The sequence below is a fragment of the Achromobacter veterisilvae genome (assembly GCF_037619525.1).
Taxonomy (GTDB): Bacteria; Pseudomonadota; Gammaproteobacteria; order Burkholderiales; family Burkholderiaceae_B; genus Achromobacter; species Achromobacter veterisilvae.
Window position 1 is genome coordinate 5537914 of sequence record NZ_CP148753.1, and the last position, 12024, is coordinate 5549937.

The window sequence follows — 12024 nt, forward strand, 5'->3', positions numbered from 1 at the left end:
ATCTCCTGCGTAAATGTTGCCAGCGCGATGTTGCTTGCCCGGGACCGGCCCGTAGGCAGGGAGGGCAAAAAAAAGCGACCGAAAACTTTATCAGATGCGGCTTGCGCACAGGGCCGCGACGCGGCCCTGTTGTGTCAAGGTTTGTAAGAAGACCGCTCAGGCCGCGGCCGCGACCTTGCGGAAATGGTTGTCCCAGGACAGCTCGCGCGACGGCGCCAAAAGCGGTTGCTTTTCCGCGCCCGATGCGTCGACGCGCAGCATCGCGCCCAGGCCGCTGCTGAGCAGAAAGCCCTGGTCCGCCGCGGGAGCCACGCCGCAGCCGTCGGCCAGCTCGGTCGTGCCCAGGCAGCGGCCGCTGGCCGCGTCCCAGTAAATCACCTGCCCGCCCACCGGGCTGGAGGTCGCGACGACAGCGCCGGCGGCGTCCACCGCGACCGAGCCGACGTAGTTGCGCATCTGGCGCAGCGCCTGCGCCGGCCCTTCGAAGAGTTCCAGCTTGGCGCCACGCCGGTGCCGGCCCACCAGTGCCGGACGGTCGGCCGCCGGCCCCATGTACTGGCAGCCGAACCAGACGCTGCCGTCGGCGGCCAGCGCGAGGTGGCGGATCGACAGGCGGTGCAGCGCGGGCTCGAATTCGGATTTTTCCAGCAGTTCGCCGCTGGCTGCGTCGATATAGGCCAGCGACGGCCGCATCGTGTCCAGGTTGAGTTCCAGCTTGCCGTAGTCGGGATGGGTCAGGATGCCGCCATTGGCCACGCAGAGGGTCTTGCCGTCGGGCATCAACACGACTTCGTGCGGACCGATACCGCCGGTATCGAATTCCCCGATGCGGCGGTAGGCGCCGCCGGGCGAGGCGTCGTACAGCCCCAGCACGCCGCGGCCGGCCTCGAAATCGTTTTCGGTGGCAGCCAGCAGCCGGCCGCCGTCCACATAGGCGCCGTGGCCGAAGAAGTGCCGTTCGTCATGCAGCGGCAGCGCCTCTGGATCGCCCTTTCCGTCCAGGGAGAACGCCAGGCCGAAAAAGCCCGGCTGGCGTCCGAACACGACGGCGCGCTGGCCGGCGGGGTCGATGGCGAAGCTGTGTCCGCGCGCGGGCATCGGCACCACCACCCGGTCGCGCCCGGCCTCGTCCAGCAGCACCGCTTCGTCGCGGCCGCCGCGCTTGCGCGCGCTCAGGTACAGCGCCGCGCCGCTCTCGGGCGCGGCGGCCAGGGCGGCGCCGGGGGCCACGCCCAGCGCGGCCGCCAGCGACAGAAAGCGGCGCCGGTCAATCGCCATCGAGCGCATTGAATCCGATCATGACGCCCAGCGCGGGCGCCAGGTCCTGGTCGACGATGGCCTTGGCGTTCTTGAGGGTCAGCGACGCCAGCGTCAGCAGCCGGCGCCCCTCCTCTTCCGCCAGCGCCGGCTCCAGCGGAACCGGCACCGCCCGCAGCGTTTGCGCCGCGCTGGCCAATTCGCCTCGGACGGACGCATCCATCCAGGCATCGCCCGCCGGCAACGGGTAGGCGCCCGCCAGGTAAAAGGCTTTCAGGCCGTCCACGTTGGCCGCCAGCAGGCGGGTGGACAGCTTGCTGCGCCAGAACGCCGCGCGCTTGGGGCGCGCCGCCGCGGCGGTATCGCCCAGCACCGGCACGATCTTGACGTCCCGCGCGAACTGCAGGCCGGTCGACAGGGCCTTCATGGCCTCGGCCGCCACCTCCTGCGGGTCGCGGTACAGGTCGTTGTCCGCCTGTGGATGCGCGAACTGGCGGCCGAAGTCGCCCTGGGCGCTCCAGGCCTGGGCCACGTCCCGCGAGATCGCCGCGACGTTGGCGGCGACGGCCCGCGCGTAGCCGCAGGCATAGGCGAAGCCGGGCGCCCCGCCCTGTTCGAGCAGCGCCGGTTCGCCGTAAAGCACGTATTCCAGCGCGGGCAGGCCCTGCACCGCCACGCTGCGCCCCGACAGGGCGCCGGGCTTGAGCAGCGCGTCGTCCTGCGCGGCGATCAGCGCCTGCACCTGCTTGGGCATCACCCCGCGGGTGTCGGGCCAGAACGCCAGGCGTTCATAGCGGTTGGCCTGCACCAGCGGCCCGAAGCGCAGGATTTCGACGCCGGACCAGGCCAGCGCCAGCGTCTCGAACGCCTCGCCGACGCGCGCGGCCCCGGCCGCGCCGGGCTGGGCGCACCAGCCGCCCAGCGCGCCGTCCAGCGCCGAGGCGGCGTCCACCATCTTCGCGACGGCCGGACGGGCGTAGTCGCGCGCCAGCCGTTCGCCCAGGTCGGCGGGCAACCCCGCGCCCACGGCCCAGGGCGCCGCCCCGGCCATCGCCGCCGCGGCGGCCAGCTTCAATACACGCTTGGCTAGTCCGGCCATCACAGCGACTCCAGGAAACGGATCAGATCGGCGCGCTCTTCGGGCGTCATTTCCACGACGCGGTCGCGCGCGGGCTTGGCCACGCCGCCATGCCACAGCACGGCTTCCAGCAGGCTGCGGGCGCGCCCGTCATGCAGCCAGGTGGCGTTGGGATTCACGGTCTTGGTCAGGCCGATGCCCCACAGCGGCGGCGTGCGCCATTCGCGGCCATTGGCCTCGCCGTCGGACACGCCGTCCGCCAGGTCGTCGCCCATGTCGTGCACCAGCATGTCGGTGTAGGGCCAGATCAACTGGAAGCGGTGCTCGGGCTGCTTGGCGTTGCGGCTCGTCACGTACTTGGGCACGTGGCAGGCGACGCAATTGGCTTCGTAGAACAGCTTCTTGCCCGCCAGCACGCGCGCGTCGTCGGCGTCGCGGCGCTGCGGCACGGCAAGATTGGTGGAATAGATGGTGACGAAGTCCATCAACTTGCCCGGCACCTCTTCCGCGCCGAAGCGCGGCTGCGCGCCGTGCGGCATGTCCAGGCACTGCGGCTGCGCGGCCGTGCAGTCGCCCGAATGCCTGGGAAACAGCGGCGTCGACAGGCCCATGTCGTTCGAGAAGGCCGAGGCGCTCTGCTGCTCCACCGTGGGCTGCCCGGCCTTCAGATTGAAGCGGCCCAGCACGCGCTTGCCGGTGCGGACGTCGGTCACCCAGTTGGCCTTGCCGACGATGCCGTCGCGCTTGTCCGCGCCCACGTTGGCCAGGATGTCGGCCTCGTGGATGGATTCGAGCAGGCCCAGCCCGATCATGGGCGGCGCCAGCCGCGGCGAGATCTGCGTGTCGGCGCGCATGGGGCCGTAGCCCAGGTTTTCGATGCGGTACGCCGGCTTCATCAGGGTCGCGGTCTCGCCCCCATTGAGCGCCACCGGGACCGGCTCGTACTCGATCTCCATGCGCCCTTCGGCGGGCAGGCCCGCCACCGCGAAGTTCTGGAGCTGCACGCCGTACACCGGTTCGGGCAGGGACGCGATCTCGCCGGCGGCAAGCCTGGGGTGGCCTCGGTCCGGCCCCTGCGGCACGGCCAGGCGCAGCAGCAGCGCCACGGCGTCGGTGCGTTCCAGCGGATCGAACCCGGGCACGGTGCCGCGTCCGTCCTTGGTATGACAGGCCTGGCAGGATCGCGCGTTGAACAGCGGCCCCAGCCCGTCGGAAGCCTGCGTTGACGCCGGCGCCGACACCCAGTCCTTGCGGAACAGGCCGTTGCCGACCTGGAATTCCTGGCGCCCCTCGAAGCTCATGTTGGCCGAGGGCTGGGAAAAGATGTCGGCGTTGATGAGCTTGTTGGTGGTGGCCGCCCCGGCCTGCATGGTCTCGAAGGTTTCCGCCTTCGAGAAATCCCGCGCGGGCGCGGTGATGGCGGTCACGCGTTTCTGGTCTTCGGGCGTCAGATCGTCGCGCCCGGCGGGCGCGGCGGGTGCTGCGGCAGCGACGGCATGCGCCGACGCCGCCAGTACGGCGGCTAATGCGAATTTCACTTGAATACGGCGTCGGGTTTATCCAGGCTGTCGGAACCTTCGATGGCGACCTTGCCCAGATCCAGCAGCGCGATCACGCGCTCGAGGCTGCGCGTCTGGTCGACCAGGCGATCGATGGCAGCCTGCACCACGGCGTTGCCTTCCTTGTTGCCGTCCGCGATCATCTGGTCATAGGTTTCCACCGTTTCGGCGCGCGTCTTCATGGCCTGCATGGCGGCCACCGTGGCGTCCAGCTTGGCGCGCACTTCGGCGTCGAGCTTGGCGTCCTTGGCCTTGACCAATTCGGACAGGCTGGCGCCCGACACCTTCTTGCCGTCGACGCGGGTATAGGAACCCAGGTAGACGTTGCGGATGCCGATCTGGTCGTAGTAGTGCGAGTTGTGCGTGTTGTCCGAGAAGCAGTCGTGCTCTTCCTCGGGGTCGTGCAGCATCAGGCCCAGCTTCATGCGTTCGCCGGCCAGCTCCCCATAGGACAGGCTGCCCAGGCCCGTCAGCATGGCGATCAGGCCCGCCTTGGGATCTTCCTCGACGGCCTTGCGCGCGGCGCCGTCCTTCTTCCAGTTGCCGACCATTTCTTCCAGGTCGGTCACCAGCAGGTCGGTCACGGCCTTCAGGAATTCGATGCGGCGCTCGCAGTGGCCGCCGGTGCACTGCTTGGGATCGAAATCCGTGTGCGGACGGTTGCCCGAGTGGCGCTCTTGCGGGGTGCCCTTGCGGTCGGCCGGCGCCGCGCCGGTGCCGTTCAGGTCCTGGCCCCACAGCAGGAACTCGATGGCGTGGTAGCCGGTGGCCACGTTGGCTTCGTTGCCGTCGGCCTCATGCAGCACCTCGGACAGCAGCTCGGGCGTGATCTTGCTGACGTCGACCGTCTTGCCGCCCACCGAAATCTTGGAATTGGCGATGACGTTGACCGCGTAATAGGCGTTCTCGTCGTTCTCGGTGCCGTAGGAAGCGTCCACGTAGTCGATCAGGCCCTCGTCCAGCGGCCAGGCGTTCACGCGGCCTTCCCAGTCGTCGACGATGGGGTTGCCGAAACGGTAGGCCTCGGTCTGCTGGTACGGCACGCGGGCGGCCAGCCAGGCTGCGCGCGCGGCCTTCAGCGTATCGGCGCTGGGCTTGGCGATCAGCGCGTCGATGGCGTCGCGCAGCGCCTTGGCGGAAGTCAGCGAATCTTCGTAGCCGGCCAGCGCCAGGTCCGAATACGTGGCGACCACGGCCTTGGGTTCGACGGCGGCCTGGGCCGTGCCTCCGAACACCGCGGCGGCCAACACCGCTCCCAATAGCAACTTGCGCATCGACTTTCTCCCGTAACTTGGAACGGGGCCCGCCCCCGCGGCGGTCCGTTCCGACTTGAATTTTGTGGATGCGAGTGTAAACAATTTTCGTTTGAAATTCAGGAGGAATTCAGATACCTGACGTTTTTTTGAACGCCTCCGCCCCCCTCGGCCCAGGGGCCGTGCGCCCCTCCGGGCGTCTTCGCGCCCGGCGAAACCGCGGGCCGGCGGCCCGGCAGCGGCATACCATGGCGGCCGGCCGGACGCGCAGGGTTGCGTCCCCTTCCATGGTGCACCGTGCACCAATCTGGCCCATGGGCGGCACCATGCCAAGGCCCGCGCGTCCGCCTGCCGGCGCCAACGCCGCCGGCAAGCGTGTTGGCACGGGTATTGCTTGATGGGTGGTATGCAAGCTTGTCCACAAGCCCCATTCCCGCAGACCAGGAGTCCCACATGCTCAACCGCAACGCGCCCTATGCCTTCAACGCCACCCGCCGCCGGCTGATCCAAGGGGCCGCGCTGGGGGCCGCGACGCTGGCCGCGCCGGCGCTCGCGCGGGCGCAATCGGGCCCGGTCATCCGCATCGGCTTCTGGCCGGTCGCGGCGGGCCTGCCCTTCTACGCGGCCCTGGAAAAAGGCTATTTCAAGGAAGCCGGGCTGAACGTCGAACCGCTGAAGTTCGCGGGCGCGCAGCAGGTCATGGAAGCCATGCTCGCCGGCCGCGCCGACGGCAGCGCCAACGGCACCGGCTCGGCCAACCTGGCCATCGGCGAGATCGCCTCGCCCGGCCTGTTCAAGATTTTCGCGTCCAACCCCAGCAACGCCAGGAACGTGCTGGACGAGTTCATCGTCGCGAAAGACAGTCCCATCGAATCCATAGCAGACCTCAAGGGGAAAAAGGTCGGATCTGGACCCGGCATCCAGAATGCCACGCTGGCCAAAGCAGTGCTGGAGCGCGCCGGCGCAACCGGGGCAACCGTGGTCGAACTGGCGATCAGCCAGCACGTCGCCGCGGTTGCCGCCGGCCAGTTGGACGCCTGCTACACGCTGGAGCCCACCGGCACCGTCGGCCGGCTGAACGGCACGACCCGGGTGCTGGAGGCGGGCGTCATCGCCAAGTACGTGCTGGGCGACCCGATGGCGCCCTGGTTCGGCGGATCGGCGTCGCTGACCACCGCGTTCCTGAAGAAGCATCCCGAGGAAAGCAAGCGATTCATCGCCGCCTATGCCCGCGGCATCGAACTGATCCGCAGCAAGCCCGAAGAGGCGCGCCCCTTCATGAAGGGCTATACCGCGATCGAAGGCCCGATGACGCAGGAAGTGCCGCTCGCGGCCTACACGCTCTACAACGAATTCACCCCTGGCGACATCCAGTACTTCCAGAAGTTCTTCGACCTCTTCGCCGACAAGGGCGTCTTCGCGCAGAAGGTCGACGTCTCCTCCATGCTTTACAAGGGCTGAGCCATGGGCGCCACCGCAATCACCGCCGCCCCCGGGACGAAACGGCCGGCGCGCCGGTTCGACGCCGCGCGCCTGCTGCCGCTGATCGGCCCGCTGGTTCTGTTCGCGATTTGGGACCTGGTGGTGCGCCTGCACCTGGTCAGCCCCGTCCTCCTGCCCACTCCCGCGGCCGCCATCGCCGCGCTGGCCAAGGGCATGGCCGGCGGCCCGCTGCTGGGCGACTTCCTGTCGTCCCTGAACCGCACCCTGCAGGCCTTCCTGATCGCGGGCGTGATCGGCGTGCCGCTGGGCGTGCTGCTGGGCAGCAGCGAAAAGGCCTACCGCAGCGTCGAGTTCCTGGTGGACTTCTTCCGCTCCACGCCGTCATCGGCGCTGATCCCGCTGTTCCTGATGATTTTCGGCGTCACCGACATGAACAAAATCGCCATCGCCGCCTTCGCGGCGGTGCTGGTGATCCTGTTCAACAGCGCCTACGGCGTGATCAACGCGCGCAAACAGCGCGTCATGGCGGCGCGCGTCATGGGCGCGTCGCGCTGGCGGATCTTCAAGGACGTGCTGATCTGGGAAAGCCTCCAGCCCACCTTCGTGGGCCTGCGCAGCGGCGTCTCGATGGCGCTGGTCATCGTGATCGTGGCGGAAATGTTCATCGGGTCCGACAGCGGGCTGGGCAACCGCATCATCAACGCGCAGCAGGTGCTGAACGTGCGCGACATGTACGCCGCGATCCTGGCGGCCGGCGCGCTCGGCTACGTGCTGAACATCCTTTTTCTCGTGCTGGAAAAGCGCGTCGTCCATTGGAGCGGCCGGTAAATGTCCACCGTCATCAATCCCATCATCGCCCCCGCCCCGCCCGGCGCGCCGTTCGCGCCAGGCCCGCTGGGCACGCACATCACCATCCGCGGGCTGACCAAGTACTTCGCCGACTGGCCGCTGTACGAAGACTTCGACCTGGACATCCCCAAGGGCAAGATCGTGTCCGTCTTCGGGCCCAACGGCTGCGGCAAGTCCACGCTGATCAACATGATCGCGGGCCTGATACCGGTGGATTCGGGAGAAATCCTGTTCGACGGCAAATCGCTCGCGCAGACGAAGATCGGCTATGTCTTCCAGAACTACCGCGAGGCCATGTTCCCGTGGCTGCGCACCATCGACAACATCGCCTATCCCCTGCGCCTGGAAGGCCGAAGCAAAGCCGACGTGGATGCCCGCGTGGAAGAGCTGGTGGCCTCGTTCGACGTCAAGTTCGACCTGAAGCGCTACCCCTACGAGCTGTCCGGCGGACAGCAGCAGACCGCGTCCATCATGCGCGCGCTGGCGCCGGGACCCGAGGTGCTGTTCCTGGACGAGCCGTTTTCCGCGCTGGACTTCGAGATGACGTTGTTCATCCGCGAAAAGCTGCAGGAGGTCTTCATGCGGACGGGCACCACCATGCTGCTGGTGTCGCACGACCTGGAGGAAGCCGTGTACCTGGCCGACCAGGTCCTGCTGCTGACCAAGCGCCCCACCCGGGTGGCGGAGATCCTGGACTACCGGGACGCCCGCCCGCGCACCGTGGAAACGCTGTCCGAGCCCAGCTTCGTCCAGATGAAGAAGCTGAGCCTGGAAATCTTCCAGCGCGAAGTGCGCAAGTAATCCGTCCGGCCACCGGAGAACCGCCATGACCCAGGAAACCATCGACCAATACGTGCGCAGCGCGCTGGCGCTTGCGGGCTATGCCTTGCGCGAGCCCGCCACGGCCGACATCGTGCAGCAGTTCTCGCGCATCCACGAAATCGCCGCGAGCTTCGTGGACGAACCCCTGTCCGCGGACCTGGAATCCGCCTCGGTGTTCCGCCCGTGAACGGTCCCGCGCAAGACATCGCCCATCTGGTCCGCAGCGGGCGGCGCAGCGCCCTGGCGGTGCTGGAAGCCGCCCTGTCCCGCGTGCGCGAGCGCGATGCGCGCTACAACTGCTTCACCGCCGTCACCGAGGGCCGCGCGCGGCAGGAAGCGGCGGCCATCGACGCACGCCGCGCCCGCGGCGAACCGCTGCCGCCACTGGCGGGCGTCCCCTACGCCGTGAAGAACCTGTTCGATATCGCCGACGAAGTGACGCTGGCGGGCGGGAAAGTCAATGCCTCCAATCCCCCGGCGCGACGCGACGCCAGGCTGGTCGAGCGCATGCGCGAAGCCGGCGCGGTGCTGGTCGGGGCCTTGAACATGGACGAACACGCCTACGGTTTCACCACCGAGAATTCCCATTACGGCGCCTGCCGCAACCCCCACGACCCTTCGCGCATCGCGGGCGGATCCTCGGGCGGCAGCGCCGCCGCCGTCGCGGGCGGCCTGGTGCCGCTGGCGCTGGGCTCGGACACCAATGGATCCATCCGCGTGCCGGCCTCGCTGTGCGGGGTGTTCGGCCTGAAGCCCACCTATGGCCGGCTGTCGCGCGCCGGCTCCTTCCCCTTCGTCGGCAGCCTGGACCACCTGGGACCGTTCGCGGCCAGCGCCGCCGACCTCGCCGCGGCCTACGACGCGCTGCAGGGCCCGGACCCGGACGACGTCGCCTGCGCCCAGCGCGCCGCCGAGCCCGTCCTGCCCGCGCTGGACGAAGGCCCGCGCCGCCTGCGCGTAGCCGTGCTGGGCGGCTATTTTTCGGAATGGGCCGGACCGCAAGCCCGCCGCGCCGTCGAGATCGCCGCGAGCGCGCTGGGCGCCGTCGCCAGCGTCGAGCTGCGGGGCGCCGCCCAGGCTCGCGCCGCCGCCTTCGTCATCACCGCGGCGGAAGGCGGCGCGCTGCACCGCCGCAGGCTCGTCACGCATTACGACTACTACGAACCCCTTTCGCGCGACCGGCTGGTCGCGGGCAGCCTGGTGCCGGCGGCCTGGACGCAGCACGCGCAGCGCATCCGCCACCGCGTCTACCGCGAAGCGCTGGCGCTGTTCGAGGACTACGACGTGCTGATCGCGCCTGCCACGCCGGTTCCGGCCACGCCCATCGGCGCGGACTGGCTGGAGCTTGCCGGCAAGCGGATGCCGGCGCGCGCAAGCATGGGGATCCTGACACAGCCGGTTTCCTGCATCGGCCTGCCTGTCTGCACCGCGCCGATATGGCCGGGGACCGGGCAGGACGGCCACCTGCCGCTGGGCGTGCAACTGATCGGCGCGCCCTGGCGCGAGGCCGACTGCCTGCGCGCCGCCCTGGCCCTGGAACAGGCGGGCGTGGCGCGAACCCTCCCACTTTGAACCGCAACGCCGAGACACCACATGGAAACCGCCTTCGCCGCGATCGACATCCCCCGCACGCTCGCCGACACCGTATACGGCACGCTGAAACGGGACATCCTGGAATTCCGCCTGGCGCCGGGCGACCGCTTCACCGAGACCGAGGTCGCCGACCGGCTGCAGGTCAGCCGCACGCCGGTGCGCGAGGCGCTCTTCCGCCTGGAACGGGAAGGCTACCTGGAAGTGCGGCAGCGCAACGGCTGGCTGGTCAAGCCGCTGGACTTCAATACGCTGGACCACTTCTACGAGTTGCGCAGCGTGCTGGAAGCGGCCGCGGTGCAGACGATCTGCGCGCCCGGCAAAGACGCCGGTCCGCTGCGGGCGCTGGCGGACCTCTGGCTGGTGGACGCGCACCGGCGTTCCACCGATTGCGAATGGCTGGCCGACCTGGACGAGCGTTTCCACATCGATCTGGTCGCCGCGGCGGGCAACCCCGAAATATCGCGCGTGCATCGCGCCGCCACGGAACGCATCCGCATCGTGCGGCGGCTGGATTTCACGCAGCCCGACCGCATCGGCAAGACCTACGAGGAACACGGCGCGATCCTCGGCGCGATACTGGACGGCGACGCCGAGCGCGCCGTGGACCTGCTGCGCGCGCACATCCTGGACAGCCAGGCCGCCGTGCGCAAGATCACGCTGCACCGCTTGTATTCCACGCGCCAGGCAAGGGCCGCGTGATCGCGGCTCCTGGCGGCCGGCTGGCCGTCAACCGGCGCGCAGCCAGCGTTGCAGCATCCGCGACACGAGCGGTATGCAGACAAATACCATGATGGGCGTCAGGGCCACGCTGGTGACCAGGACGCGCCAGAAGACGGGCAGGACGTTCAAGTGGTCGCTCGCGAATACGGAAAACGCGAGGAGCACCGGGAAATAGGCCAGCCAGATGCTGACCGCCTGCTTCCAGCGGGGCGGCGCGCTGAGCCTGGGCGCGAACCAGCCGTCCGTGCCGCTGGCGCGGCGGGCGTGGCTGGCGCGCACCAGCGCCGTGCCGCGCTCCAGCCACATGCGGCGCGGCAGCGAGTTCTCCCAACGGTTCAGGCTGGCCTCGTCGGCGAAGCGCAGCACGATCTGGTACTGGTCCCCGCCCTCCGGCGGCTGCAGCACGCCCGACCCGAGGAACCCGGGAAAACCGGCCGCCAGGATCTCTCCCTGGCGCATCCAGGACAGGAAGTCGCTGTAGCGCTCGGGCGCAATGTGCCGGGTGACCAGCATGGTGACAGGGGCGGGAACGGCGGAACTGGACATGGCGGAACTCCTGGGCAGCGTGCAGCGTGTTATGCGGTGTCTGCAAGCAAGCGGCGTGCCAGCCCCGCGGCGGCGCGTTCCCGGGTGGCTGCGGCCATCGCGCCGGCCGCCGCGCACCGCGCCGCACCCCATCGTGGTGAAGGCGTCCGCGGCGGGCACCACGGCGGTGCGAACGGCGCAGTCGCCGCGGACATCGGCGCGTCATCTTGCTGAATAACCATATGCGCGATCCGCATTGAGCCCGAGTGCGGACAGGTCTACACTGGGCGTTCCCTTCCACCGCTTGGAGCATGCGCCCCATGAGCACCTACAAGATCGCTGTTTTCGTCGGAAGCCTGCGCGCCGCCTCGTTCAATCTACGACTGGCCCGCGCACTGGAAAAACTGGTGCCCGCGGACTTCAAGTTCGACTATGTCAGCCTGGGCGACGTGCCGCTGTACAACCAGGACAATGAAAACAACCTGCCCGCTCCCGCCGCCAAGCTCAAGCAGCAGATCGCGGACGCGCAGGGCATCCTGTTCGTCTCGCCCGAGCACAACCGCTCGGTGCCCGCCGCCATCAAGAACGCCATCGACTGGGGCTCGCGCCCGTGGGGCCAGAACTCGTGGACGGGCAAGGCCATCGGCATCGTCGGCACCTCGCCCAGCGCCGCCGGCACCGCCTTGATGCAGCAGCACCTGCGCAACATCCTGGCCGCCGAAGGCGCCAACGCGCTGACCACGCCGGAAGTCTTCCTGCAATACACGGAAGGCCTCATCGACGACCAATACAACATCACCAACGAAGGCACGCGCAAGTTCCTGCAAGGCTGGATCGACCGCTACGTGGATTGGATCAAGAAGTTCAACGCCTGATCGCCGCCGCTGCCGGCCAGGGGCTGCGCTCCGGCCGGCAGGGATCGCCT

12 protein-coding genes are annotated in these 12024 nt (G+C 68.9%); 7 read left to right on the top strand and 5 right to left on the bottom strand.

Translation table 11 applies throughout. From position 1 onward, the window contains the following. Positions 1 to 156: 156 nt before the first annotated feature. The 4 genes from WHX56_RS25680 to WHX56_RS25695 are packed head-to-tail and all read right to left on the bottom strand — an operon-like array spanning position 157 to position 5168. Positions 157 to 1278, bottom strand: a complete 1122-nt coding sequence (locus WHX56_RS25680) for a DUF1513 domain-containing protein (protein ID WP_338879355.1) — start codon at positions 1276 to 1278, stop codon at positions 157 to 159. Next, positions 1268 to 2356 (bottom strand): imelysin family protein, encoded by a 1089-nt coding sequence (locus WHX56_RS25685; RefSeq protein ID WP_287753856.1) that lies wholly within the window; start codon positions 2354 to 2356, stop codon positions 1268 to 1270. Before WHX56_RS25685 ends, WHX56_RS25680 begins: the two co-directional genes overlap by 11 nt. Then, on the bottom strand, positions 2356 to 3873 hold the full coding sequence (locus WHX56_RS25690) for a di-heme oxidoredictase family protein (protein ID WP_129244645.1): 1518 nt from the start codon (positions 3871 to 3873) through the stop codon (positions 2356 to 2358). The genes WHX56_RS25685 and WHX56_RS25690 overlap by 1 nt, the downstream gene beginning before the upstream one ends. Then, positions 3870 to 5168 carry an imelysin family protein gene (locus WHX56_RS25695; protein WP_338879356.1) on the bottom strand — a complete coding sequence of 433 codons (1299 nt, stop codon included), beginning with the start codon at positions 5166 to 5168 and terminating at the stop codon, positions 3870 to 3872. Before WHX56_RS25695 ends, WHX56_RS25690 begins: the two co-directional genes overlap by 4 nt. 432 nt (positions 5169 to 5600) lie before the next feature. On the opposite strand from WHX56_RS25695, the gene WHX56_RS25700 reads away from it, so the two are divergent. Genes WHX56_RS25700 through WHX56_RS25725 form a run of 6 tightly spaced genes read left to right on the top strand, consistent with a single transcriptional unit; the run spans position 5601 to position 10553 of the window. Continuing rightward, positions 5601 to 6608, top strand: a complete 1008-nt coding sequence (locus WHX56_RS25700; protein ID WP_338879357.1) for an ABC transporter substrate-binding protein — start codon at positions 5601 to 5603, stop codon at positions 6606 to 6608. A 3-nt stretch (positions 6609 to 6611) separates the two neighbouring features. Continuing rightward, the gene (locus WHX56_RS25705; RefSeq protein WP_287753852.1) at positions 6612 to 7418 is read left to right on the top strand and encodes an ABC transporter permease; all 807 of its coding nucleotides are present in this window, start codon (positions 6612 to 6614) and stop codon (positions 7416 to 7418) included. Further along, on the top strand, positions 7419 to 8240 hold the full coding sequence (locus WHX56_RS25710; protein WP_338879358.1) for an ABC transporter ATP-binding protein: 822 nt from the start codon (positions 7419 to 7421) through the stop codon (positions 8238 to 8240). A gap of 25 nt (positions 8241 to 8265) precedes the next feature. Further along, complete coding sequence (locus WHX56_RS25715; protein ID WP_129244635.1) at positions 8266 to 8448, top strand: DUF4089 domain-containing protein; 183 nt, start codon at positions 8266 to 8268, stop codon at positions 8446 to 8448. Further along, positions 8445 to 9833: an AtzE family amidohydrolase gene (locus WHX56_RS25720; protein ID WP_338879359.1), complete on the top strand. Its 1389-nt coding sequence runs from the start codon at positions 8445 to 8447 to the stop codon at positions 9831 to 9833. Before WHX56_RS25715 ends, WHX56_RS25720 begins: the two co-directional genes overlap by 4 nt. Before the next feature lie 21 nt (positions 9834 to 9854). After that, complete coding sequence (locus WHX56_RS25725) at positions 9855 to 10553, top strand: GntR family transcriptional regulator (protein ID WP_338879360.1); 699 nt, start codon at positions 9855 to 9857, stop codon at positions 10551 to 10553. A 27-nt stretch (positions 10554 to 10580) separates the two neighbouring features. On the opposite strand, the gene WHX56_RS25730 is transcribed toward WHX56_RS25725, so the two are convergent. Further along, positions 10581 to 11120 (bottom strand): antibiotic biosynthesis monooxygenase, encoded by a 540-nt coding sequence (locus tag WHX56_RS25730; RefSeq protein ID WP_338879361.1) that lies wholly within the window; start codon positions 11118 to 11120, stop codon positions 10581 to 10583. 299 nt (positions 11121 to 11419) lie between these two features. Here WHX56_RS25730 and WHX56_RS25735 point away from each other — a divergent pair, with 299 nt between their 5' ends. Beyond that, positions 11420 to 11974 carry an NAD(P)H-dependent oxidoreductase gene (locus tag WHX56_RS25735; RefSeq protein WP_338879362.1) on the top strand — a complete coding sequence of 185 codons (555 nt, stop codon included), beginning with the start codon at positions 11420 to 11422 and terminating at the stop codon, positions 11972 to 11974. Positions 11975 to 12024 lie beyond the last annotated feature (50 nt).